Source organism: Bordetella muralis, from assembly GCF_965139205.1.
GTDB classification, from domain to species: domain Bacteria; phylum Pseudomonadota; class Gammaproteobacteria; order Burkholderiales; family Burkholderiaceae_B; genus Bordetella_A; species Bordetella_A muralis.
Genome location: NZ_CBCSIU010000001.1, coordinates 628,359 through 652,350, shown reverse-complemented (window position 1 = coordinate 652,350; position 23,992 = coordinate 628,359). Strand labels below are relative to the sequence as shown.

Here is a 23,992-nt window from a genome sequence, read left to right as displayed (position 1 = left end):
CGGCGTCTCAGAAAAACAAAGGTGTGCGTCAACTCACCTTGCGCGCAGCGCGTTTTGTTGGACGAGCTTGCCGGTGTGTTTTTTGGGTATTGAATGTCCACCATGGCAATACCCGTTTCATCGAGAGTACTTGGCCGCTTTGCAACGGCCCGTAGCCTGGCATCGAGGACAGCGCGGCTTGCCATTGCGGGCTGCGCAGAATGGCAAGCAGAGCCTGCGTAGAGGGCTGATCCAGGGTTGATTTGAGGCAGACCAGGAAATAATTTTCCTGCACCAGCGGAACGTAATCCAATGCATGTCCGGGTATGGCGGGCTCTATGCCGAGGCCGGCATCTGCATAGCCGCTCGCAACGGCGTGAGCGACTGCGCTGTGCGAGGGCTCCGTGCGTTCGTATCCATTGATTGCCGCTGCCGGGATGTCTGCCTGTTCCAGCAGCTCGTCAAACAGGACGCGGGTGCCGGTACCGAGGGCGCGATTCACATAGCGTACGTCGGAGCGGCGCAGATCGGCCAGGGCGCTGATGCGTTTGGGATTGCCGCGCGCGACGATCAGCCCCTGGCTGCGTTGGGCAAAACCGATAATCTTGTGCAGTCCGGGCTTGAGCAGAGGCTTGTAGATGCGTTCGGTCAGCGAGCCTGGCACGGGATCCTGCCGGGTATGAAAGCCCGCAATGACGCAACGACCTTCGTTGAGCCCGCGGATCGCATCGACGCTGCCGGTATAGCTGATATCCAGATAGAGTTTGTCGCTGGCAACGGCGTGCTCGCGCAACGCGCCCAAGGCATCGTCATGACTGGCGTACAACGGGACAACGTGAGCTGCATCGTCAAACGCCATGGCGAAGGCGCGCTCGAGATCGGCGCGCAGCGCGTTGATCTGTGGGGCCAGCCGGGCTTGCGCCTGGCGTTCGGCCCACAGCAGTTTTTCGCCGAATTCGTTCAGCCGCGCGGGCTGCCCCTTGTCCCAGACGATCAGGGTGCGGCCCAGAATCTGTTCCCATCGTTTGAGCTCGCCCCATACGTGGCGGTACGACAACCCTAGCGCTTTGGCGGCACCTGAGATTGAGCCGTGCTCGCGCACGGCGAACAGCAAGTCCATCAGCGCGTTGCCGATGACGGACGGGGCCGCCGACGTGGCGCCCAATTGGTAGGAAAGGTCGATACGATGCACGGCGGAAGTATGCCCTAAATGCGTGTTGGGGGCGGTCCTCTGCAGATAGTAAGCCATGCCTATGCAAAAGTATTCATATGGTGAGCGGCGTTCCGGTGAGATACCCTCAGCACATTGCGCAGCGGACGAGTGTGTATTCGTTCTGATGGCACGGGGCTGAATGCGCGGTTCGGCTCGGTAGGCCTCGTGCCGCGCGCTCGTAAATCCAGATAGAAAAATGACATTCCGCTCTCTGCTCGCCTTCCATGAACACCGTATCTGAAAGCGTATTGACAGCTTTTGAGCTGATCATGTCGGCAGACCCGGTGTTGCTGTCCATCGTGTTGCGTTCGCTCGCTGTGAGCGCCTGTGCCTGTGTGCTGGCGTGCGCGGTAGGGATGGTGGCCGGCGCATGGCTGGCGGTCGCACGGTTTCGCGGCCACGGGTTCGTGCTGGTGCTGTTGAATACCTCGCTGGCATTACCGTCCGTGGTGGTTGGGTTGGTGGTGTATTTGCTGCTGTCACATTCCGGTCCTTTGGGATTTCTGGGCTGGTTGTTTTCGTTTCAAGCCATGGTGCTGGCGCAAGCAGTGCTGGTTTGCCCCGTTGTGACGGCGCTTGTGCGCCAAACGATTTCCGATGCAGAGCGGCTCCACGGAGAGCAGTTGCGATCGCTACGCGCGCGCGAGTGGCTGCGCGGCTTGTTGCTGGCCTGGGATGAGCGTTTCGCACTGTTGACGATTGTGATTACAGGGTTTGGCCGGGCGATCTCCGAAGTCGGTGCGGTGATGGTGGTGGGCGGAAATATCGAGGGCTATACACGCGTGATGACCACTGCGATTGCGTTGGAAACCAGCAAGGGCGATTTACCGTTGGCACTGGCATTGGGATTGTTGCTGTTGTGCGTGGTGTTGCTGTTGAATATGTTGGCTGCGGTCGTGCGGCGTTGGCGCGAGCGGCGTGACGCGGGCCTATCCGGTTTGTTTGGCCGCGCGGGGGCGGGCACATGACGCGCACATCCTCTTTCGAGACCCTGTTTGATCTGCGGGATGTTGACGTGGATTTCGGCAGCGTGCAGGCCCTGCGTGCGGTGTCCTTGACGATACGACCGGGTGAATGCGTGGCGTTGGTGGGTGCGAACGGCAGCGGCAAGAGCACGCTGCTGCGCGTGTTGCATTGCCTGCTGCAACCCTCGCGCGGCCAGGCTTCATGTGTGGCGCGCAAGTACCAGGCCATGCTGTTTCAGCAGCCGTATATGTTGCGCATGTCGGTGCTGAACAATGTGGCTTTGGGGCTTTGGTTGCGCGGCATGCGTTGGCGCGATGCGCGCGCGCAGGCTGGACCTGCATTGGCCAGAGTCGGTATGGAGGATCTTGCGGCACGCAGTGCCAAGGCCCTGTCCGGCGGACAGCAGCAACGATTGGCGATGGCGCGCGCCTGGGCCCTGAAGCCGGATGTGTTGTTGCTGGATGAGCCAACGGCCAGCCTGGATCCTCATGCCAAGCGTGAGGTCGAGCAGATGATGCACGACTTCGTGCAACCGGAGATGGCGCCCGATGAGGCACTTGATGCGCCAGACGAACTGCCACGCCGGCCTGCGATGGTGTTCAGCAGCCACAACCTGGGCCAGGTCAAACGGCTGGCGCAACGCGTGATTTATCTAGAACGCGGGCGGGTGGTGGTCGATTTGCCCGTTGACGATTTTTTTCACGGCTCGCTGCCCGAAGCGGCCAGTTTGTTCCTAAAAGGAGAACGCCTCTCATGACTCTCTCGACTCTTTTGCGACGCGCCGCAATGCCGGCTTTGCTCGTCGCAGCCACGTGGGCAGCGCCGGCGGTCCAGGCAGAAACCATTGTCATGGCGTCGACGACCTCCACAGAGCAGTCTGGCCTGTTCGCGCATTTGTTGCCTGCTTTTAAAAAGGCCAGCGGCATCGACATCAAAGTCGTTGCGCAGGGGACCGGGCAGGCATTGGATACCGCGCGTCGTGGTGACGCCGATGTCTTGTTCGTGCACGATCAAGTTGCCGAAGAAAAGTTCGTGGCCGAGGGCTACGCCACCAAGCGCTATCCCGTCATGTACAACGATTTCGTCCTGATTGGTCCGGCTGACGATCCGGCAGGAATCAAGGGCAACGATATCGTTCAGGCCTTGAGCACGCTGGCCAAGGACAATGCGTCTTTTGTGTCGCGCGGCGACAAGAGCGGCACGCATGCCGCCGAGCTGCGGTTCTGGAAAACCGCAGGCGTCGAGGACATGGGCAAGGGTTATAAAGCCTGTGGTTGCGGCATGGGACCGGCGTTGAATATGGCCTCATCGATGGGCGCTTATGTTTTGTCGGATCGTGGCACGTGGCTCAGCTTCAAGAACCCCGGCGGCCTGAAAATCCTGGTCGAAGGCGACAAGCGATTATTCAATCAGTATGGCGTGATGGTGGTCAATCCTGCCAAATTCCCGCACGTCAAAGCCAAGGACGCCCAACAGTTCGTGGATTGGGTGACTTCGCCAGCCGGGCAGGACACGATTGCCAGCTACAAAGTCAACGGGCAGCAGTTGTTTTTCCCGAACGCGGAAAAATAATGCCCGACCCGACGTCAGTCAAATCAGGCTCGGTGAATTCGAGCCTGTTCTTTTTGCCGTTTATTCCTTGGCGCTTTGCACCACCATGTCCAACACGTACACATAGCGCGATGCGTCGGCAGGCACGGGAGAGCGTTCATAGCGTTTTACGCGCAGTACGTTTCGTACGCCCGGTTGATGGGTATAGCCTTCGATTTCGCTGTAAAAAGCCTGCCATTCGCCTTGGCCGGTCTGGATGCCATTGGCATCGTATTGCACCTCGCGCACCTGCAGGCATTGCATATTCGGAATACCGGGGTGCGAGCAACGCATACGCTGCGAGGCGATTTCCAGGAATTGCGTTTCGCCTGTGCCACCATAGCGGGTCTCATCGGTGGGGGTGCCCGTCAGCGTCCATTGCGCGCCATCGGCAAAGCCCAGCGTCAATAACGGCCCCGTCGGACTCTGCGTGATCTGCCAAGTGGACGCTTGCGGCAAACGTTGGCCAAAGGCATGTTCGTATTGCATGAGTGCATTGTCGTTGCAGGCCATCATCGTGCCGACAGCGCCTGAGATTTTGATTTTGTTCGCATCCAGGCTATAGCCTGCGCCTAGCCGGTTGCACAGGCCGGACACGGATAGGCGTTGATCCTTGAAACTCAGACGCAAAGGCGCGCCATCGCGCGTTTGGGGCGGCGCCCATTCGGTTTGTGCGGCGCCGTTGGCATCACGGGCTGCGGTCAAGTCCCAGTGATAGGCCGAGAGCGTCGATGCGGCGGTGTCTGCGCCCGTCGTGGACGCACCGATGGTAGACGTTGTGTTCGTATTCATCGCGCAGGCACTCAGTACGCTGACCGTGGCAGCAAGTAATAAACGAGAAAGCAAAGTGTTCAACGGCATGGCGCGTGGTCCTGATAAAGCTAGTTCAAGGCTCGATTATGGACTGAATTGATGCGGAGGGCTGTCATTGACAGGAATGCCGTGTGAAGAAGCGCTACGTCGCGGCGATTTGTGTAATACGCAGGTGATTTATGTAACGTTCACCTTGTTTGCCAGACGCCAGAGCTGCCACGACGATGACTGTCAACCAAATGCGTGTCGATCATTCCCGTGGCTTCCATCAATGCATGCATGGTGGTCGGCCCGACAAAAGCAAAACCGCGCTTGCGCAGGGCTTTGCTCAGTGCAGTGGACGCCTCCGACACGGTAGGGATTTCTGCCAGCGTACGGGGGGAGGGAGTTTCTGCCGGTTGAAATGACCAGATGAAATCCACCAGTCCGCCGTCGGCTCGCAGTGCGATCGTTGCCGCGGCGTTGTTGATAGTAGCCAGGATTTTCGCCCGGTTGCGTACGATGCCGCTATCGGCCATCAGGCGTTCGACGTCTTTTTCACTGAACGTCGAGACGGCATCGGGATCGAACTGGCGAAACGCAGCACGAAACGCCTCGCGTTTGCGCAGGATCGTCGCCCACGACAAACCGGATTGAAAACACTCCAGGCTCAACCGTTCGAACAAACCGTGCTCGTCGCGTACCGGCATACCCCACTCGGTATCGTAGTACTGGCGCATTAAAGGATCTTGCGCGGCCCAGGGTGGGCGCGCCAAGCCGTCTTCACCGATGATGACGCCGGTGGGTGAGTTCATCTGTTGCTCCGGAAAACTGCGGCATGCATGCTGAAAAAAAGGCAGCGGCCATGCTGCCTACGGAATAATAAAACGTCTATGCGGCTGTGGCGCTGTGTTCGAGGCCCAGCAGCAGTTCCTTCGCGGGCAATCCGCCGGCAAACCCGGTGAGTGCGCCGGACGCGCCGACGACACGATGACAAGGTGCGACGATCGAGATCGGATTGCGTCCGTTGGCCGCTCCAACGGCACGCACAGCCTTGGGCCGACCGATCTGCGTCGCGATGTCGCGATAGCTGCGTGTCTGGCCGTATGGAATGGTCAGTAGCGCGGCCCAGACTTGCTTCTGAAACTCGGTGCCGGCGAAATCCAACGGCAGTTCAAAGCGTTCGCGTCGTCCCGCGAAATATTCTGTCAATTGCTGCTCGGTCTTTAACAGAATGGGGTGCTGGGTGTTCTCTTGCATAGGCCCCAGGCGTACGCGGCCTGGCCGGTCATTTTCCCACAAGATGGCAGCCAGGCTGGCATCCTTGGCGACGAGCGTCAATCGGCCCACGGGAGAGGCGATGGTCTTGTAGGCATAGGACATGATGGTTCCTTTCACGGATGGAGCGGATCTAGATTAGCGGTGAGGCACTTTGTGCCGGATGCAGAGCATCGTCCTGCTGTATCACCATGTCTGTAGTCTACGGATCGCGCCCGAGCGGTGCACTCGTATTCTTGCCGTTGAACTTGGTTTTTATGGACTCCGCCGGCCGGGAGAGCGAGGCGTCATTGCGTTTTATACAAGAAAATCATGGAAATAAATAATTCTCATTTATAAAATGGGGATTCTTTGTCGAATCAGCCGGAGACGGGAATGGACAGCGTGATCAATACGGTCGAGGCTCTGGAGTCTCAGGTGGGGGCGCGTGCAGATGCTGTGGACCTGAAGGTGATTGACCATCTGGATGTCCACGCGCAGCGTTGGCTGGCCGTTTCGCCGTTGGTATTCGCGGGGTTCAGCGACACACAGCAGATCGAGGTGACGGTGGCTGGCGGCCGTCCGGGTTTTGTATCGGCATCGGGTGCGGGCCTGTTGCGTATTCCGCGCGCGGCACTGGATGAGCCGCATTATGCCCAGGTGGGGCGCGGGGCTGGGTTGCTGTTCTTGATTCCAGGCTTGGGTGAGACCTTGCGGGTGAATGGCGCGGTGGAGGCGGTGTCCGGCGATGATGTGGTGATTGCAGTGCATGAATGCTATGCCCATTGCGCAAAGGCGTTGCTGCGATCGGCATTCTGGTCGTCAGACGAACCGCGTGCGCGAACGGGTCTCGACGATCTGCCAGGTTTGCTGGCGGTGTGCCGCTTTATGGCCCTGGCGACAGCCGATGCCGAATTGCGCACTGATTTGAGTCCCAAGGGTGATCCCGCGGGCCAGTTGATGCAGGGGGACTCAACGCAGCTTTGTTTTGCCGATCGTCCCGGAAATCGCCGTACGGACAGCATGCGCAATATGCTGGTGCGGCCGCAGGCAGCCATCATGCTGCTGGCGCCTGGGGCTGCCCAGGTCGCCGTGGTGAGAGGACGTGCGCACATGACGGCTGACGAAATATGGAGACAAAAGTTCGAAGTGCAGGGCAAGGTTCCAAAGGTCGTGACCGTATTGGAGTCACCACACGTCGTATTGCGAGAGAGTGCTGCGTTGTTGCGGGCAAGGCCTTGGATGACTGCGTCGGCGCCACGGGACATTGATCCTGCTGCAGTTTTTGCTGCGCACGTCAAACTGAATAAGACTCGTGGCTTGGGCGCAGCGATCGCGCGCGGGATGGTGTCTATTCCTGGGCTGATGCGTAAAGGGCTGGAGCAGGATTACAAACGGAATATGTACTGATTTGCACTCGGCTATACGTAGAACCCGCAGTGTGATAATTGCGAATATCGTGGGGTGACGATGATGTGTACGCTTGTTTTTTTGCATGCGTATACAGGAGTCCCTCTTGCGTGAAATATTGGATTGCGCCGTTCTGATGACCCCCGGCCATGAGGGCTGGGTACGGGAATGGGTTGATAGCCATCACGGGCAATTCGGCCGTTTGCGTCTGTACGTTCTGGATGTCGCCAGCCTGACTGCCGGGGCGCCTGCCGACCCGCAATGGCTGTCGCGGGCTCACTTGGCATTGCGGCGCTTTGATGGCTGTATATTGCCTGTGGCGGCCGAGTCGCTGTCATGGGTGCGCACCGTGTTGGCCAATGCCGAGGCGGGATTGCGCATTCCGCTGGTCGCCGTCGTTTTCGATATCACTGCGCCAGGGATGTTGGACTTGCTGTCGCTGGGTGTCGCCGATTTTGTGCGGGCACCAGTCTGCCCCGATGAGTTGCGCGCGCGTCTGGTGCATTGGCGCCGCCAGGCACGGCCCCATGGGCTGAGCGAGGCTGCGACGGCGCTATCGTTGACATCGTCGCCGGCTCCTGTGACGGAGGGGGACCAGACCTTTCGGCCTCGCAACAGACGTCCCGGCGGGTCCATACAGGAGCCTTTGCGCGTCTACGGCGGTCTGCCTGGCAGCAAACACCTGTCATCCAGAAAGAAATCGCCTCGGCCTGCCACCGAAAACGATGTCTTTGACATCGGAGCGATCGACCAGCCGTTCCGTCAAGCCAAGGCCAGGATGGTCGAGGATTTCGAGTGCGCCTATTTACGCCATGCTTTGTCCCGCCATTCGGGCAACGTTGCTCAGGCTGCGCGGGCGTCCAGCAAGCACAGGCGCGCGTTCTGGGCGCTGATGCGCAAGCATCGCATTGATGCCGCCCATTATCGCGATAACGCTTCTCTGGCTGAGCCGCCGGCCTGATTCGGGCACGGCGTACGGCGGCATGCCGGCGCAGATCGGGCAGGTGGCCGCGCGGTACGCGCCTAGGCAGTAAAATCACGGCTTCCGAAATCCAAGGATAGCTGTGTCCGCTGCTCCCCTGAAGAACGATGTGTTTCTGCGCGCCCTGTTGCGCCAGCCCGTCCCTTATACCCCCGTTTGGCTGATGCGCCAGGCGGGGCGCTATCTGCCCGAGTACAACGCGACACGTGCGCGGGCGGGCTCGTTCATGGGGCTGGCACAAAATCCCGATTACGCTGCAGAGGTTACGCTGCAACCCCTGGCACGTTACGACCTGGATGCGGCCATTCTGTTTTCCGACATCCTGACGGTGCCGCACGCCATGGGCTTGGGGCTGGATTTCGCCCCGGGCGAGGGGCCGCGTTTTGCGCGGCCGCTGCGCACCGAAAGCGATGTGGCGCAGCTCGCTGTGCCCGATATGGACTCTTTGCGTTACGTTTTCGACGCGGTGACGGTCATCCGCCGAGAGCTGGCTGGCAGAGTTCCCCTGATCGGTTTTGCAGGCAGTCCCTGGACCATCGCCTGTTACATGGTCGAGGGGCGTGGCAGTGCTGACTATCGCCTGATCAAGACCCTGCTGTATTCGCGCCCGGATCTGCTGCATCGCATCCTGGATATCAATGCTCAAGCGACCCAGCAATACCTGAACGCCCAAATCCAGGCGGGGGCGCAGGCCGTTATGTTGTTCGACAGCTGGGGGGGAGTGTTGGCCGATGGCTTGTTCCAGCAGTTTTCGCTGGCTTATACCCGCAAGGTCGTATCTGGCTTGATCCGTCAGCATGAGGGACGCCAAGTGCCCGTCATCGTCTTTACCAAGGGTGGCGGGTTGTGGCTCGAAGATATCGCCGCCTGCGGCTGTGATGCCGTGGGGCTCGACTGGACGGTGAACCTGGGACGAGCTCGCCAGCGTCTCGGCGATGCCGTTGCCCTGCAGGGTAACCTCGATCCGATGACGTTGTTCGGTGGCAGCGAAGCCATCCGGGCCGAAGTCCGCCGCACCGTGGACGCTTTTGGCCCTGTCGGGGCGGGGGGGCATGTCTTTAACCTGGGGCATGGCATCTCGCAGCATACGCCGCCCGAGGCGGTCACCGATCTGGTGGACGAGGTGCACGCCTACAGCCGGTCGTTTCACGCCTGAGTAAGTGTCCGCTAGCGCGCTAAAGGCCTAGTCTGTGTGCCGCTTGCTGAGACTTGTGCACAGCAGCGAAAACACCTCGGGCAACACCCAAAAATTAGGACAAATTCTGGGATATTTTTATAAGTCATTGAATTTAAAATAAAAATACAATGTCAATAGTTTGGAGGCATTTATTTTTATATTAAGCGTCTTGACAGGAAATCAGGTTATTGAATGTTTTTCCCCAAAGTTATCCACAGGTTGTGTCGTCGGGGATATTTCACACAGATTTGACAGCCTGTTAGCTCAAAAATCGAGAATTCACTTTAAGTTGTCCACGTCAATCGCCATGCATTCGATATCCGCCGCCCATGTCTGACGCACCCGATGGCCTCCGTCCCGGCGAGGGGTTCTGGGCGCGGGTGGCACTGGATGTCCCACTGCCGGGGCCTTTTGACTATCGCGTTCAGGCCGCTGTGCCGGTCGGCGCGCGGGTCATTGTGCCGTTTGGCCGTCGCAAACTGGTGGGTGTCGTTGTAGATAACCCCGCCGAGCCGTCAATAGATCCAGCTCAGGTGCGCGAGGTAGAGCAAGTCCTCGAGGACTTACCTCCGTTGCCTGCCGACTGGCTGCGTTTGGCGCGGTTTGCGGCCGATTACTACCAGCGGCCGCTAGGCGAAGTCATGCTGCCGGCCATGCCGCCGCCATTGCGCAAGCCCTCGGCTTACCAAGGCAAACGATCCGGACAAGGCCCGGTGGCGCGTTTGGACGCACGCAAGGCCAAGCGCGTTGCCGCCGCGGCCACGCCGGATCAGGCGCCGGTACTGAATGAGGACCAGCAGGCGGCGGTAGATACCGTTGCGGCGCTAGAAGGGTTCAAGCCCGTTTTGCTGCACGGAGTAACCGGCAGCGGCAAGACCGAGGTCTATCTGCATATTGCCGAACGCGTGCTGGCGGCGGGGCGCCAGGTCCTGTTGCTGGTGCCCGAAATCAATTTGACGCCGCAGCTCGAGGCGGCGGTGCGGGCGCGATTGGAGTCGGTGCTGGGGGTCGACGGCTTGGCCGTGATGCATAGCGGATTGTCAGACGGCGAACGCGTGCAGGCCTGGGCTCGTGCGCAGCGCGGCCAGGCGCGCATGTTGTTGGGCACGCGGATGGCGATTTTTGCGCCGTTGACCGAGTTGGGTTTGATTGTGGTCGACGAAGAGCACGACGCCTCGTACAAGCAGCAGGATGGCCTGCGTTATTCGGCTCGCGATCTGGCGGTATGGCGGGCGCGCGATCAAAATGTCCCGGTGGTGTTGGGATCTGCCACACCGTCACTCGAGAGCTGGTACCACGCCGGGCGCAACCACTATTTGCGTCTGACGCTGCCGGGCCGTGCGCGGGCGAGCAGCTTGCCGGCGATTCGTTTGATAGACACTCGCCGTCTGGCAATGCGTCAGGGGATGTCGCCACAATTGATCGATGCGATCAGTCAGCGGCTCGAGCGTGGCGAGCAGTCTCTGGTGTTCCTGAACCGTCGCGGTTATGCACCCGTGTTGCATTGCGCCTCTTGTGCCTGGGTCAGCCATTGCCCTCGCTGCTCGGCCTTTACCGTGTTGCATCGAGCGGCAGGCCGCGGCAATCGATTGCATTGCCACCACTGCGGTTATCAGGCGCCCGTACCACGGGCGTGTCCGGAATGCGGCGATCAGGATCTGGAACCCATGGGACGCGGAACGCAGCGCGTCGAAGAACATCTCGCGGAGCTATTTCCCCAGGCGCGGATTTCGCGTATCGATGCGGACAGCACGCGGCGCAAAGGCAGTGCGCAAGCCTTGTTCGCTGCCGTACATGCGGGCGAAGTCGATATCCTGGTGGGCACCCAGATGGTGGCCAAGGGACACGATTTTGCGCGATTGGGTCTGGTGGGCGTGTTGAATGCGGATTCGATGTTGTTTGCTCACGATTTTCGGGCGCCTGAGCGGTTGTTTGCTCAACTGATGCAGGTCGCGGGCCGCGCCGGCCGCCATGCCAATGGGGGCGAGGTCTTGATTCAGACCGGCTATCCCGAGCAGTCCATATACCAGGCCCTGCTGCGTCACGATTATGCGGGCTTTGCTCGCCACGCTCTCGAGGAACGCGAGACGACAGGGCTGCCGCCGTTTGCGTATCAGGCATTGTTGACGGCGGAGGCGCGCGAGTTGGCGCAGGCACTGGCGTTTCTGCAGGAGGCTCGTGATGTTGCCGAGCAGGGCGGTTTCTCGGGCGTGTCATCGTTGACGCTGTACGATCCAGTACCGCTGCGGGTAGTGCGTGTAGCCAATGTCGAGCGTGCGCAGTTGTTGCTGGAAAGCACCAGCCGGCCAGCGTTACAGGCGTTTTTGACGGAGTGGTCGGCACATCTGCCGGCGCTCGCGTCACAATCGCGTGTCCGTTGGCAGTTGGAAGTCGACCCTCTAGAGATTTGATTTTCGTTTTATATGTCCGATAGCGCACCCATAGGCCATGGTCTGAATCCCGCTCAGAAAGAGGCGGTGTTGTACCTGGACGGGCCATGTCTGGTCCTGGCGGGCGCGGGCAGCGGCAAGACGCGCGTGATCACCCAGAAAATCGCGTATTTGTTGCGCGAGTGCGGCTATATGGGCCGCAACGTTGTGGCATTGACATTCACGAACAAGGCCGCGCGCGAAATGGACGAGCGGCTGCGCTCCTTGGTCGATCGGAAGCTGGCCAAAGGCCTCACCATCAGTACGTTCCATTCGCTGGGCGTCAAGATGCTGCGCGAGGAGGCCCGCCATGCGGGACTCAAACCCCAGTTTTCGATACTGGATGCGGACGATGCCATGGCCATCATCCAGGAACTGCTGGTCACCACGGATCGTGGCCGTCTACGCACCGTGCAGTCGACGATTTCGTTGTGGAAAAACGCCTTGCTCAGTCCGGATGATGCCGCACGCGTCGCTGCGACGCCAGCTGAGTCAGAGGCTGCGACGGTATATCGCCATTATGCGGCGACCTTGGCGGCCTATCAGGCAGTGGATTTCGACGACCTGATTCGTATCCCCGCGCAATTGCTCGATAGCAACGAAGAGGTCCGCACGCGTTGGCAAAATCGCGTGCGCTATTTGCTCGTCGACGAATACCAGGATACCAACGCCTGCCAGTATCGCCTCGTGCAGTTGCTGTGTGGCGACCGGGCGATGTTTACCGCCGTGGGTGACGACGATCAGGCCATTTACGCGTGGCGCGGCGCCACCATGGAGAATCTGGCCAAGCTCACGACTGATTACCCGCAACTCAAGCTCATCAAGCTCGAGCAAAACTATCGTTCGGTACAGCGTATTTTGGCCGCGGCCAATACGGTGATCGAAAAAAACCCAAAACTGTTCGAGAAAAAACTCTGGTCAGATCTGGGTGTCGGCGAGCCGATCGTGGTGTCGCCCATGGATAACGATGAACACGAGGCGCAATCGATCGCGATGAAAATCTCGGCGTCGCGTTTTGAGCGTCAGGCGCAATGGAAAGATTTCGCGATCCTGTACCGGGGAAATCATCAATCGCGTATTTTGGAACAAGCGCTGCGCAATCTGAAAATCCCGTACACGATAGCAGGCGGGCAGAGCTTTTTTGACAAGGCCGAAATTCGCGACATCCTGGCGTATCTGCGGTTGGTCGCCAACGACGATGACGATCCTGCTTTCATCCGGGCTGCGACCACTCCCAAGCGCGGCATTGGACAGGCAACGTTGCAAGTCCTGGGCCAATACGCCGCACAGCGTGAGGTTTCTCTGCTGGCCGCTGCGGCCGAGTCAGGGTTGGAGAGTCTGCTGCAACCCCGTCAGTTGGAGTCTCTGCGAACCTTTGCGGAATATATCCGGCGTCTGCAATGGCGTGCGGGGCGCGGGCGCACGGACGGCACGGGCTCTCCTGAGCCTGCCGGCGCGATTCTGGACGACATGCTGGGGGCGATTCAATACGAACGCCATCTGTACGACACGCTGGAAGAAAAACCTGCGCAGACGCGCTGGGAAAACGTGTTGGAACTCACCGGTTGGCTGAAACGCAAAGCCGAGGAAGACGGCATGTCGCTGTTCGATCTGGTGCAGCACGTCGCCTTGATCACCATGCTGGAGCGCGGCGAGGAAGAAGAGCCCGACGCTGTCAAAATGTCGACGCTGCACGCGTCCAAGGGATTGGAGTATCCCCACGTTTATCTGGCGGGTGTGGAAGAAGGGCTGTTGCCTCACCTGGGTAAAGACGACGAGGACGGTGACCCCGCACGCGCTGCGGAAAACCTGGCCACACGGATCCAGGAAGAGCGTCGCTTGATGTACGTGGGAATCACGCGGGCCCAGCGCAGTCTGCATCTGAGCTGGTGCAAAAAACGTCGTCGTGCACGTGAGGATCTCATTCGCGAGCCCTCGCGCTTTATCGAGGAAATGGGGCTGGGCGACGTGCGCGTCGAAGAAGACGACGCGACACGTGCGATGAGCCCTAAAGAGCGATTGGGAATGCTGAAGGCGCTACTGAAAAAGTGAGCGCCGCGTAAAACCAGGAAAACCTGGGCGACTACTCCAACACTCGGCCTTTAGTTTCGGGCAACAGCAACGCGGTCAAGATCACGATGGCATAGGCACCTGTAGCAAAGGCGCCGATAGCCCAGGCCAGACCATGACTCTGGCTGAGAAAGCCCACCAGACTGGGAAACAGTGCGCCGATGCCCCGGCCAAAGTTGTACGCAAACCCTTGGCCCGACGCACGCACCTCTGATGGAAATAGCTCCGTCAGATAGGCCCCAATGCCGCTGAAAATACCCGAGGCGGCGAACCCCAGCGGAAAGCCCAGTATCAGCATCTGCGTATTGGTGAGCGGAACCAAGGTGTACACATAAACGCTCAGGGCTGATAACACCGAAAAAATCAGCAGATTGGCACGGCGGCCGAGTCTATCCGCCATATAGGCGCCCACGATGTAGCCGGCAAACGACCCGACAATGATCACCATCAGATAGCCGCCGGTATTCAAGACCGATAGGTGGCGTTCGGTTTTCAAAAAGGTCGGTAACCATGTCGTAATAGCGTAATAGCCGCCTTGCACGCCGGTGCACAGGATCGCGGTCACGACGGTCGTCTTGAGCAGGCCGGGCGAGAAAATGGCCCAGAATGAGGGACGCTCGCCGGACGCTTGCTTTTTGGCTTGCGTACGCTGAAAGACCTCGGGCTCAGGCACGTGTTTGCGGATATACAGCACCAGAAAAGCCGGCAACACGCCGATCCAGAACAAAGAGCGCCATGCCCATTCCGGCGGCAAAATCGAAAATGCCAAGGTGTATAGAATCGCTGCGGTTCCCCAACCCACCGCCCAACCGCTTTGCACAGTACCTACGGCTTTGCCACGGTGTTGGGCGCGGACAATTTCACCCATCAATACCGAGCCTACGGCCCATTCGCCGCCAAAGCCCAGCCCCTGCAAGGCACGCAGGATGAAGAGCTGTTCGAAGTTTTGCGCAAAGCCGATCGCAACCGTGCACACCGAGAACCATAGAATCGTGATCTGCAGTACACGCACGCGACCGTAACGGTCAGCCAATATTCCCGCCAACCACCCGCCCACTGCGGAGAACAGCAGCGTGACCGTACCGAGCATCCCTGCTTGACCTTTATCTATGCCCCACAGCTGAATCAGGGTAGAGATGACAAACGTAAAGACCATGAAGTCCAGCGCATCGATGGCCCATCCACCGAATGCGCCGATAAAGGTCCGGCGCTCTGTTTGATTTAGCTCTCTATACCATTGCATGGTTGCCTCTTAGAGGGAAGGGAAGCCGTAAAGGTTTTGAGGATTCGTGACCAGGATGCGATGCCGCGTTTGCGCGTCGGGTGCCCAGTCCGCGAGTTGATTGCGCAGCTTGCCCGTGTTGACCATGGGAGAGGTATGCACGTGCAGCCAATCACTGCCCCAGACCATGCGATCGGGGGCGGCAGCGATCAAGGCCTGGGCCCAGGGGATTACGTCGGTGTAGTGATCGAACTGATCGCTGATGCGGTATGAGCCCGATAGTTTTACCCACCAGCCGTGATCCTGCACCATGTGCAGCAGAGCCTGGAATCCCGGGCTTTGCAACCCCTCGGCGACGGGCATATGTCCCATGTGGTCCACGACGCCGGGCACCGGTAGCTTGCGCATGCGCGGCAGCAGTTCAGGCAGTTGGCGTGCGTCCATCAGGAATTGCATGTGCCAGCCCAGGTCCTTGATACGGTCCGCCAGCGTTTCCATCGCATCAAATCCGATGCCGCCGCCAAACAGCACGTTGATGCGCAGACCGCGTACGCCAGCCTCGTGCATGTCTTGCAGTTCGCGATCGGTGATCGTCGGGGCGACAACGCCGATGCCACGCAAACGATCCGGATTGCGGCGCAGGACTTCCAGCATGTAGCGGTTGTCTGTACCGTACACACTGATTTGCACCAATACCCCGCGCGACATGCCGTTGGTGTCCAGCATGGCCAAATAAGCGCTTTCTGTTGCCGGGTGCGGCGTATAGGTGCGCTCTGGCACCATGGGGTACGCTACCGCATCGTCAGCGACGACATGCGCGTGCGTATCGCAGGCGCCGGGCGGGATGTCGAACCGTGCAGGCTCTTGTTCAGACAGGGGTAGAGGTGGCAAGCAGAACGGCACCTCTTGTTCGGGGTGCGCAGTGGGGCTAGGCATACAACGTGTCTCCGGAAGTGGTGCTTGCGATATACCGGCGCTGCCGGATCACGCAAGCATCCGCACTACCGCGTCACGCCAGTTGACGCAGCAGCAATTCCCAGAATTTTACGCGCGTCTGCAGCGTTGAGATCAAGATGTACTCATCCAGCGTGTGGGCCCCGTTGCCGTCGGCGCCCAGACCGTCCAGCGTAGGCACGCCCATCGCAGAGGTGAAATTGGCATCGCTGCCGCCGCCTGTCATGGGTGCTTCTGCCAACTCAAAGCCGGCCTCGCGGGCGTAGCCTTGTGCCATTTCCAGCAAGGCGACGGCAGCATCGCTGCGCACCATGGGCGGGCGGTTCAGTTCGACATCAATGTCCAGTTCCACATCGGGGCCGACCGCGCACAGATTGCGCATGCGCCGCAGGACGTCTTCGGCGGCGCCCATATCGGGCACGCGGAAATCCACGACGCAGCGGCATTGTGCGGGCACGGTGTTGGTCACCGTGCCGCCGGCGATAGTGCCCACGCTGACCGTGACGCCGCGTTCGTAGTCGGTCATCGCTTCCAGAGCCAACACCTGGTGCGCCATTTCGCGAATCGCGCTGCGGCCCTTTTCATGTTGCATGCCCGCGTGGGCGGGGCGTCCCTTGACGTTCAGTCGCAGCATGCCGGTGCCTTTGCGCGCCGTCACGCAACCGCCTCCGTTGGGGCGGGCAGGCTCGCACACCAGACCATATTTGGCATTAGCGGCATAGCGCTCAATCGACGCACGCGAGGCGTGGCTGCCGGTTTCCTCGTCGGGCACCATCAGAAAATCCACGGGCAATTGTGTCGAGCCCGGTTTCACCAAATTCGATAAAGCCGCCAGCGCCAGATAAATGCCTCCCTTCATGTCATAGCTGCCGGGGCCATATAGACGGTCGCCTTCGATACGGCAAGGATTCTCTTGCAGTGTGCCGATCGGATGTACCGTATCCAGGTGGGCCAATACCAGAATGCCTTTACGGGTATCACCCGCCGCGCGGTTCGTGGCATACAGCAAGGGGCCGGTATCAGCGCCCAGCGACGTCAATTCCACTGCCAAACCGGCAGCGCGGGCCTGAGCCTCGACCAAGGCCGCCATCTTGGTCACGCCCTCGGGCGAGTTCGAGGGCGACTCGCAGCGCACCCACGATTGGATGCCGGCGACCAGGGCTTCAGTAGATGGGAGGGCGGACATATCGGTATTCCAGATAAATGATGAACAATACGAAACTCAAGCCACGTGCTGGCCGGCCAGTTTGGCCAGCTCTGCTTCGCTGGGCAGCTTGCCTTCGAACCACAGGCTGGCGCAGGCGGCCGACATGGCCCGGCCGTCGTGGCCTATGCCGGAGACGACTTGCAGGGTCCAGTTAAATGGCACACCGCGACGTGCGGCCTCGCGTTGACCCGCCTCGAAATAGTGATGCGCGCGGGCAAAACGATGCGGTCCCTGACGTAACGCAGGCGGTTCCGATGGCAGGTTGGGGTCGTTGGTGCTGATGTCTTGATCGCCCGCCAGGATCGTCATCGGATAGGCCAGCAGACGCACCAGGTGATCTTCGGTCAGGCCTACGCCGTCCAGCCCCTCGGGAAAGCGATGCTCGAACGTGGGCAGGGTGTACCAGCCGGGATTGCCGGCGGTGACTGCGCAGAATGGCGCGTGGGATTGGCTGCTCATCAGACGATGTACAAACTGGCCCCCGGCCGAATGACCGAATAAATGGGCTTGCTCCACCTCGGTGATGCCGGCGGCACGCAGATCGGCAAAGATCTTGCCGATCAATGCGTAGGTCCAGCCATCGACATGGCGCGGATTGCCGCCAGGGCTGAATACGCGGCCATTGTTGTAGCTCTCCACGCCGGGCCAGATATCGTTGGAAAACGTCGGCGCCACAATCAGAACATTGTGTTTGTCGGCCGCAGGGATCCAGAAATCACGATAATCATCGCCATTGCGCAGCACGCCATGCTGCACGATTACGACGGGCCGATCGGGCGTATAGCCATAGGGCCGATAGGTTTGCAATGTGAATGGCCGATCGGCATTGCGATCGTCATCGACATAGACAAAGGCATTGCGGCCGGCATGACCGAGTTCCAGCCCAATACGATCAACGTTGGTGAGTTCTGCTTTCATGATGCGGCTCAGGTGTTCAGATGGCAGGCCGACCAATGGCCTGGTGCGATTTCTTTGAGTTCGGGGACGGCTTCGCGGCAGCGTGCTGTGGCATGCGGGCAGCGCGGGTGAAAAGTACAGCCCGATGGGGGATTCAATGGCGAGGGGATTTCGCCCTGAATCGGCGTGAATTTGCGGCCGCGGCGACCGACGTCGGGTACCTCGGCCAACAGCGCTTGGGTATACGGATGGTTCGCACGCGCAAAGATCTCGGATGCGGGGGCGCGTTCGACAATCTTGCCCAAATACATGATGGCGACGCGGTCCGAGATGTGTTTGACCACGCCCAAATCATGGCTGATGAACAGATAGGTAAAACTGTGCTGTTCACGCAGGTCCATGAACAGATTGATGACTTGCGCTTGAATCGACACGTCCAGCGCAGCAACCGGCTCGTCGCACACCAGGAACTTGGGCGACACCATCAGTGCGCGTGCGATCCCGACACGCTGGCGCTGTCCACCGGAAATCTGATGGGGAAAACGGTCGCGATATTCGCGATCCAGACCGACTTCAGACAAGGCACGGTCAATGCGTTCGGGAATGTCGGTGGCCGGCGCAAGCTTGTGCACTTTCAACGCCTCGCCCAAAATCTGGCGCAGGCGCTGACGCGGATTCAGTGAGGCTTGCGGGTCCTGGAAAATCATCTGCACGCCTAGCGTATAGGCCAGGCGCTCGGCGCCACGCAGCGTGGCCGCGGACTGACCTTGGTACAGCAATTCTCCTTCCGTTTGCCGATGCAACCCGGCTACGACCCGGCCCAGCGTGGATTTGCCACAGCCAGACTCTCCGACCAGGCCAAGCACCTCGCCGCGCTGGATCGACAGGTCCACGCCGTTGACGGCATGAACGGTGCGGCGATCAATGGGTTTGCCGGCCAGCGCGAGGATGCGCTGGGCCAGATCGGGATGTTGCTCGAAACGCTTATGAACGTTGCGTAGCTCGATAACAGGCGTGTCTTGCGGGGTCATGCGGAAGCGGTCTCGAGGGCAATCGGAGCGTAGCAGCGGTAGCTGCGCGAACCTTCTTGCAGGATGGAAGGAGCTTGTTCAGCGCAACGCGTCACAGCGCGTGTGCAACGCGGACGGAACGCACAGCCTACGGGCCTGCCCGCGAGGCTGGGCGCCATGCCGTCGATCTGATGCAACCGTTCGCCTGGCGCAGTATTCGCCGGCATGGAATCAAGCAGCCCTTTGGTATAGGGGTGACGCGGCGCGTCCAACACCTGATTGACCGGACCCGCCTCGACGATGCGGCCTGCGTACATCACGGCTACGTGATCGGCCAACTCGGCGACCACGCCCAGATCGTGAGTAATCCAGATCAGCGCGGTATCGTGCTGGCGACAGATTTCCTGCATGCGATACAGGATTTGCCCCTGAATGGTCACGTCCAGCGCGGTAGTCGGTTCGTCGCAAATAATGAGATCGGGGCGATTCAACATGGCGATGGCAATCGCCACGCGCTGACGCATGCCACCGGAAAATTCGTGCGGATAGCTGTCCAGACGTTTTTCAGGCGAAGGAATACCCACCATTTCCAGGGCTTCGCGGCAGCGTTCGCGCGCCTGGGCCATGGGCACGTTTTCGTGCGTCAGGATGGCTTCCATCATTTGTTCGCCAACGCGCAAGACCGGGTTCAGCGTCATCAACGGATCTTGAAAGATCATCGCGATGCGGTTGCCGCGCAGGCGTCGCATGCTTTCTTCGTCGAGTGTGCGCAGGTCTTGGCCTTGGAACAGAATCTCGCCCGAGACGACTTCCCCTGGGGGATCAATCAGACCCAGCAAGGAAAATCCCGTGACGGATTTACCAGAGCCGGATTCGCCGACCAGGCCCAGAATCTCGCCGCGGCGCACGGTCAGGTCTACACCATCGACGGCCGGCCACGCGCCAGCTTCGGTATGAAATGCAGTGCGCAGGCCGCGCACCTGTAAGATGATGTCGTTCATTATCGGCGCGGGTCCAGGGCTTCGCGCAGGCGGTCGCCCACGATGTTGATGGTCAGGATCAGCAGCAATAGCGCGACCCCCGGGAACATGCTGATCCAGTAGTCGCCCGACAGCAGATATTGAAAGCCGTTGGCGATCAGCAGGCCCAGCGAAGGTTCGGTGATCGGCACCCCGACACCCAGGAACGACAAGGTGGCCTCCAGCGCGATCGCGGTGGCGATTTGAATGGTGGCGAACACCATCACCGGCCCGATACAGTTCGGCAGCAGATGGAAAACCATGATGCGCCATGCAGGAAAGCCCAGGTTCGCGGCTGCCTCGACGTATTCCTTGCGCCGTTCCTGCAATGCGCGGCCGCGCATGATGCGGGCGTAGTGCGCCCACTGCACGACGACCAAAGCCAGGATGACCTTGTCGACGCCGCGGCCCATCATCGCCAGCAATACCAGGGCGACCAGAATCGTGGGAAACCCCAGGATAAAGTCGACGATCCGCATGATCAATGTGTCGACAAAACCGCCAACGTAGGCAGCGATCAATCCGGCCATGCTGCCGATGGCCGTGGACAGCGCGACGGCCGACAAGCCCACCATCAGGCTGATGCGTAGACCATACAGGATGGCGCTCAACATATCGCGCCCCTGATCGTCAGTGCCCAGCAAATAAACCATGCCGTCCATCGAGGTCGAGCGCGGTGCGAGTCGGCCGTCCAGCAGATTCAGATTGGCCAGATCGTAGGGGTTTTGCGGCGCAAAATAGGGTGCCGCCAGCACCACGACCATCAGGATGGCCAGCGCAATGACTGAGCCTGTGACGGTGGGGCGGTCACGCAGTTTTTTCAGAATGGCGGCGCGGCGCGGCGTGTCTTCCAGTGGCTGGATAGTGCGCATGCGGGCGTTTTGAGTAGGATGAGCCATAGCGTTAATGCGAAGGAGCAACGAGTTGCACACGCGGATCGAGCGCGGCGTACAAGATATCGACAACAAAATTGACGATCACAAAGATCAGCGTGACCAGCATCACATAGGCCACGACAACAGGGCGATCCAATTGGTAGACGCTATCGATCAGGAGCTTGCCCATGCCGGGCCAGGCGAACACGGTTTCGGTAATCGTGGAGTAGGCGATCAGACTGCCAAACTCCATCCCGACCACGGTCACCACAGGGATCAGGATATTGCGCAGAATGTGCCGGCGCACGATGCGCCCAGGCTTCACGCCTTTGGCGCGCGCGAATTTTACGTATTCCTGGGTTTGCGCCTCGGCGACCCCTGTGGCCGTCAGGCGTAATACCAAGGCGATATTGGCCAGCGCCAGGTTGATGGCGGGCATGATCACATGCGACCAGCCATCGGCGGTCAATATCGACAGCGGGACGCCCAGCACGCTGACCGTGTCGCCGCGTCCGGACGCCGGCAGCCAGCCTAGCCAGACGGCAAACAGCAGGATCAGCATCATCCCCTGCCAGAAGTTGGGCAGTGAAAAGCCCAGCACCGACGTGGCCATGATGCCGCGTCCCAACGGCCGATCGCGGTACAGCCCGGCGACCAGGCCCAGCGGGATGCCGATGATACAGGTCAGGGTAATGGCGACCACCACCAATTCGAATGTGGCCGGCATGCGCTGCACGATCAGCTCGATCGCGGGGATTCCGTGCACGAAAGATGTGCCCAGGTCACCGTGCAGCGCACGTTCCAGAAAGGTGAAGTATTGCTGCCAGATGGGCTGATCGAGCCCCAGGCGGGCGATGGTGGCGGCGCGTGCCTCCACCGTGGCTTCGGGGCTGACCAGCAACTCGATCGGATCCCCCACGGCATACACCGCGAAAAACACCACGACCGAGACGGCCAGCAGGACAAACAGGCTTTGAATCAACCTGCGTAGGGTAAACAGAACCACGTTAGGCGTTCCTTACGACTTGCAAAAAAAGTCCTCATGCCGAGCCATCGATTGGCTTGCTTCATGAGGTACGGCGCGACGAGAGAAATGTCTCTCGCTGCGCCGTGGGCTCACCGCGCCAGAGGGGCGTTGTTACAAGCGACCTTATGGGACGGATTTCACTGACGAAGCGAGAGTGTACTGGTCTGCGCGTCCTTCGTAGGTCAACCCCTTGCGAAATGCCCAGATGCTGCTCTCGAAATGCAGGGGAATACTGGGTAAATCGGCGAGTGTCATCGTCAAGGCCTGCTGCAACAGTTTGGCACGTTGCGCGTCATCTACCGTGGTGACTGCCTGGCGGAATATTTGATCCAACTCCGGATTCGAGTAGCGGCCGTAGTTGCTGGTACCCATGCCCAACTCGGGCGCGAACGAGGTCACCCAGTACTGCAGAAAGGACGAGGCTTCACCGGTTTCCGATGACCAGCCCCCCATCGAAAAACTGAATTCCCGCTTGGCGCGTTTCGGGAAATATACCGAACGGGTCATGGCGTCGACATGTGTCTTGATACCAATGCGTGACAGATATTGCGCCACGGCTTGGGTGATCTGGCCGTCGTTGATGTAGCGATCATTGGTCGATGACAACGTCAGTTCGAAACCGTTGGGATATCCTGCTTCGGCCAGCAGTTTTTTCGCCCCCTCGGGATCGTAAGTCAACTGTGGAGGGTTGGGCAGCGTTCCAAACATCCCGTCAGGCAAGAACTGATTGGCGGGCATGGCCATTCCATCCATGATCCGGTCGACAATGGTCTTGCGGTCGATCGCCATGCTGATAGCCCGTCGCACGCGGACGTCTTGCAGGGGATTTTTGCCGTTATCGGCTTTCACGAGAGGGCTGTTTTCGCGGCCGACATCCGCCTGGAAATACACCACGCGCACCGAGGGTGTGACGACATAGCCAAAGCCCGGCGTATTCTTGATGCGTTGTACGTCACGGGCAGCAGGGCTTTCGACGACATCGAAATCGCCGGCCAACAAGCCCGTCAAGCGAGGGCCGGCATTCGGTACGGGCACGAACTTCACGTCGCGCCACTCGGGTTTTTGGCCCCAATAATCCTCGTTGCGTTCGAGTTCGATCCCGCTGCCTTTCACGTACGATTTGAGCTTGTACGGGCCTGTGCCAATGGCATGTTTGCCATTATTGAAATCTGCGACTCTGGGCCAGCCACCGTTGACACCGCATTTTTTTTCCAGATCGAACGTGATGGGGCCGTGTTCGGCGATGCCATTCCAAATGATGCCCATCCGCGTGAGATCGTTGGGCAACAGAGGGTACGGTTTTCGCGTTTTGACGATCAGCGTATGAGCATCCGGCGCCTGAACATCGGCGAATTTCTGCACCACGGCTTCATACGAGCCTGCGATGGACTCTTCGTTATTCATGGCGCGGCAGAACGTGAAAATCACATCCTGCGGCGTCAGCGGCTGACCGTTCGAAAACTTGACGCCTTTCTGCAGCTTGAATTCCCAGGTCGTGTCGTCCAGCGTTTTCCAGGATGCAGCCAAACCCGGGATCAAGCTCATCTTGGCATCCTGAGCCACCAAGGTCTCGAAAATCTGCGACGCCATGGCATTGTTCGGCGTGGCTTGGTGATAGTGCGGATCCACGGCGGTCGGCTCCGAGGCCAACGCGATGGTCAGTGTTTGGGCGTGAGCGCCGGCAGCCATGCCGAGCAGCGCAGTCAGAGTAGCCAAGCGAAGAAGAGAGACGGTCATAGTGTGTTCTCTGAGGCGGGGTTCTTGGGCGAATGCGAAGCGGGCGATACAGGGGTCAGGCTTAGGCACGGCGGCTACCCAGGAACCGGAGATATAAACGGGGGAATACCAGGGCGAGCACAATTCGCAGGCTCATGTATCGAGTCGCTCGTGTAAAAGCCATGCGCTTGTGCCGGACA

The 23,992-nt window shown here is 59.8% G+C and carries 20 protein-coding genes and 1 pseudogene; 8 read left to right on the top strand and 13 right to left on the bottom strand.

Annotated features, from left to right (window positions below; translation table 11 throughout):
- Positions 1 to 28: 28 nt before the first annotated feature.
- The gene (locus tag ACNA0I_RS02995; RefSeq protein WP_415804832.1) at positions 29 to 1,171 is read right to left on the bottom strand and encodes a substrate-binding domain-containing protein; all 1,143 of its coding nucleotides are present in this window, start codon (positions 1,169 to 1,171) and stop codon (positions 29 to 31) included.
- 245 nt (positions 1,172 to 1,416) lie between these two features.
- On the opposite strand from ACNA0I_RS02995, the gene ACNA0I_RS02990 reads away from it, so the two are divergent.
- From ACNA0I_RS02990 to ACNA0I_RS02980, 3 genes are read left to right on the top strand one after another with little or no spacing between them, the layout of a single operon-like run.
- On the top strand, positions 1,417 to 2,160 hold the full coding sequence (locus ACNA0I_RS02990; RefSeq protein WP_415804564.1) for an ABC transporter permease: 744 nt from the start codon (positions 1,417 to 1,419) through the stop codon (positions 2,158 to 2,160).
- A complete protein-coding gene (locus ACNA0I_RS02985) occupies positions 2,157 to 2,915 on the top strand; it encodes an ABC transporter ATP-binding protein (protein ID WP_415804563.1) in 759 nt (252 codons plus the stop codon). Before ACNA0I_RS02990 ends, ACNA0I_RS02985 begins: the two co-directional genes overlap by 4 nt.
- Before the next feature lie 29 nt (positions 2,916 to 2,944).
- Positions 2,945 to 3,730, top strand: a complete 786-nt coding sequence (locus tag ACNA0I_RS02980; RefSeq protein ID WP_415804831.1) for an ABC transporter substrate-binding protein — start codon at positions 2,945 to 2,947, stop codon at positions 3,728 to 3,730.
- Positions 3,731 to 3,790: 60 nt separating this feature from the next.
- Here ACNA0I_RS02980 and ACNA0I_RS02975 read toward each other — a convergent pair whose 3' ends face one another.
- From ACNA0I_RS02975 to ACNA0I_RS02965, 3 genes and pseudogenes are all read right to left on the bottom strand, one after another.
- Entirely contained in the window at positions 3,791 to 4,609 is an 819-nt protein-coding gene (locus ACNA0I_RS02975) for a DUF4377 domain-containing protein (protein WP_415804562.1), read from the bottom strand.
- A gap of 140 nt (positions 4,610 to 4,749) precedes the next feature.
- Positions 4,750 to 5,355, bottom strand: a complete 606-nt coding sequence (locus tag ACNA0I_RS02970; protein WP_415804561.1) for a DNA-3-methyladenine glycosylase I — start codon at positions 5,353 to 5,355, stop codon at positions 4,750 to 4,752.
- An 82-nt stretch (positions 5,356 to 5,437) separates the two neighbouring features.
- Positions 5,438 to 5,923 (bottom strand): annotated as a pseudogene (locus tag ACNA0I_RS02965) (methylated-DNA--[protein]-cysteine S-methyltransferase); the annotation flags it as partial.
- A gap of 270 nt (positions 5,924 to 6,193) precedes the next feature.
- Between ACNA0I_RS02965 and ACNA0I_RS02960 the strand changes: the two are divergent.
- From ACNA0I_RS02960 to ACNA0I_RS02940, 5 genes are all read left to right on the top strand, one after another.
- Positions 6,194 to 7,207 (top strand): pyridoxamine 5'-phosphate oxidase family protein, encoded by a 1,014-nt coding sequence (locus tag ACNA0I_RS02960; RefSeq protein ID WP_415804560.1) that lies wholly within the window; start codon positions 6,194 to 6,196, stop codon positions 7,205 to 7,207.
- 106 nt (positions 7,208 to 7,313) lie between these two features.
- On the top strand, positions 7,314 to 8,168 hold the full coding sequence (locus tag ACNA0I_RS02955) for a helix-turn-helix domain-containing protein (protein WP_415804559.1): 855 nt from the start codon (positions 7,314 to 7,316) through the stop codon (positions 8,166 to 8,168).
- A 103-nt stretch (positions 8,169 to 8,271) separates the two neighbouring features.
- Positions 8,272 to 9,345, top strand: a complete 1,074-nt coding sequence (gene hemE / locus ACNA0I_RS02950) for a uroporphyrinogen decarboxylase (RefSeq protein WP_415804558.1) — start codon at positions 8,272 to 8,274, stop codon at positions 9,343 to 9,345.
- 350 nt (positions 9,346 to 9,695) lie between these two features.
- Complete coding sequence (locus ACNA0I_RS02945) at positions 9,696 to 11,777, top strand: primosomal protein N' (protein ID WP_415804557.1); 2,082 nt, start codon at positions 9,696 to 9,698, stop codon at positions 11,775 to 11,777.
- 12 nt (positions 11,778 to 11,789) lie between these two features.
- Entirely contained in the window at positions 11,790 to 13,847 is a 2,058-nt protein-coding gene (locus ACNA0I_RS02940; protein WP_415804556.1) for a UvrD-helicase domain-containing protein, read from the top strand.
- A gap of 31 nt (positions 13,848 to 13,878) precedes the next feature.
- Here the strand turns inward: ACNA0I_RS02940 and ACNA0I_RS02935 are convergent, their stop codons facing one another.
- The 9 genes from ACNA0I_RS02935 to ACNA0I_RS02895 form a co-directional block, all read right to left on the bottom strand.
- Positions 13,879 to 15,108: an MFS transporter gene (locus ACNA0I_RS02935; protein WP_415804555.1), complete on the bottom strand. Its 1,230-nt coding sequence runs from the start codon at positions 15,106 to 15,108 to the stop codon at positions 13,879 to 13,881.
- Between the two features lie 9 nt (positions 15,109 to 15,117).
- Positions 15,118 to 16,023 (bottom strand): amidohydrolase family protein, encoded by a 906-nt coding sequence (locus tag ACNA0I_RS02930; protein ID WP_415804554.1) that lies wholly within the window; start codon positions 16,021 to 16,023, stop codon positions 15,118 to 15,120.
- Between the two features lie 73 nt (positions 16,024 to 16,096).
- A complete protein-coding gene (locus ACNA0I_RS02925) occupies positions 16,097 to 17,227 on the bottom strand; it encodes a M20 family metallopeptidase (protein WP_415804553.1) in 1,131 nt (376 codons plus the stop codon).
- 36 nt (positions 17,228 to 17,263) lie between these two features.
- Complete coding sequence (locus ACNA0I_RS02920; protein ID WP_415804830.1) at positions 17,264 to 18,169, bottom strand: alpha/beta hydrolase family protein; 906 nt, start codon at positions 18,167 to 18,169, stop codon at positions 17,264 to 17,266.
- A 5-nt stretch (positions 18,170 to 18,174) separates the two neighbouring features.
- A complete protein-coding gene (locus ACNA0I_RS02915) occupies positions 18,175 to 19,176 on the bottom strand; it encodes an ABC transporter ATP-binding protein (protein ID WP_415804552.1) in 1,002 nt (333 codons plus the stop codon).
- The gene (locus ACNA0I_RS02910) at positions 19,173 to 20,156 is read right to left on the bottom strand and encodes an ABC transporter ATP-binding protein (RefSeq protein WP_415804551.1); all 984 of its coding nucleotides are present in this window, start codon (positions 20,154 to 20,156) and stop codon (positions 19,173 to 19,175) included. Before ACNA0I_RS02910 ends, ACNA0I_RS02915 begins: the two co-directional genes overlap by 4 nt.
- Entirely contained in the window at positions 20,156 to 21,073 is a 918-nt protein-coding gene (locus tag ACNA0I_RS02905) for an ABC transporter permease (protein ID WP_415804550.1), read from the bottom strand. The genes ACNA0I_RS02910 and ACNA0I_RS02905 overlap by 1 nt, the downstream gene beginning before the upstream one ends.
- A gap of 4 nt (positions 21,074 to 21,077) precedes the next feature.
- Positions 21,078 to 22,055, bottom strand: a complete 978-nt coding sequence (locus tag ACNA0I_RS02900) for an ABC transporter permease (protein ID WP_415804549.1) — start codon at positions 22,053 to 22,055, stop codon at positions 21,078 to 21,080.
- Positions 22,056 to 22,199: 144 nt separating this feature from the next.
- Complete coding sequence (locus ACNA0I_RS02895; protein ID WP_415804548.1) at positions 22,200 to 23,813, bottom strand: ABC transporter substrate-binding protein; 1,614 nt, start codon at positions 23,811 to 23,813, stop codon at positions 22,200 to 22,202.
- Positions 23,814 to 23,992 lie beyond the last annotated feature (179 nt).

Bases quoted from the DNA above. Each gene is read 5' to 3' on its own strand.
- ACNA0I_RS02990 (WP_415804564.1), top strand. From the start codon at position 1,417: ATGAACACCGTATCTGAAAGCGTATTGACAGCTTTTGAGCTGATCATG.
- ACNA0I_RS02985 (WP_415804563.1), top strand. From the start codon at position 2,157: ATGACGCGCACATCCTCTTTCGAGACCCTGTTTGATCTGCGGGATGTT.
- ACNA0I_RS02980 (WP_415804831.1), top strand. From the start codon at position 2,945: ATGCCGGCTTTGCTCGTCGCAGCCACGTGGGCAGCGCCGGCGGTCCAG.
- ACNA0I_RS02975 (WP_415804562.1), bottom strand. From the start codon at position 4,609: ATGCCGTTGAACACTTTGCTTTCTCGTTTATTACTTGCTGCCACGGTC.
- ACNA0I_RS02970 (WP_415804561.1), bottom strand. From the start codon at position 5,355: ATGAACTCACCCACCGGCGTCATCATCGGTGAAGACGGCTTGGCGCGC.
- ACNA0I_RS02960 (WP_415804560.1), top strand. From the start codon at position 6,194: ATGGACAGCGTGATCAATACGGTCGAGGCTCTGGAGTCTCAGGTGGGG.
- ACNA0I_RS02945 (WP_415804557.1), top strand. From the start codon at position 9,696: ATGTCTGACGCACCCGATGGCCTCCGTCCCGGCGAGGGGTTCTGGGCG.
- ACNA0I_RS02940 (WP_415804556.1), top strand. From the start codon at position 11,790: ATGTCCGATAGCGCACCCATAGGCCATGGTCTGAATCCCGCTCAGAAA.
- ACNA0I_RS02935 (WP_415804555.1), bottom strand. From the start codon at position 15,108: ATGCAATGGTATAGAGAGCTAAATCAAACAGAGCGCCGGACCTTTATC.
- ACNA0I_RS02930 (WP_415804554.1), bottom strand. From the start codon at position 16,023: ATGCCTAGCCCCACTGCGCACCCCGAACAAGAGGTGCCGTTCTGCTTG.
- ACNA0I_RS02925 (WP_415804553.1), bottom strand. From the start codon at position 17,227: ATGTCCGCCCTCCCATCTACTGAAGCCCTGGTCGCCGGCATCCAATCG.
- ACNA0I_RS02915 (WP_415804552.1), bottom strand. From the start codon at position 19,176: ATGACCCCGCAAGACACGCCTGTTATCGAGCTACGCAACGTTCATAAG.
- ACNA0I_RS02910 (WP_415804551.1), bottom strand. From the start codon at position 20,156: ATGAACGACATCATCTTACAGGTGCGCGGCCTGCGCACTGCATTTCAT.
- ACNA0I_RS02905 (WP_415804550.1), bottom strand. From the start codon at position 21,073: ATGGCTCATCCTACTCAAAACGCCCGCATGCGCACTATCCAGCCACTG.
- ACNA0I_RS02895 (WP_415804548.1), bottom strand. From the start codon at position 23,813: ATGACCGTCTCTCTTCTTCGCTTGGCTACTCTGACTGCGCTGCTCGGC.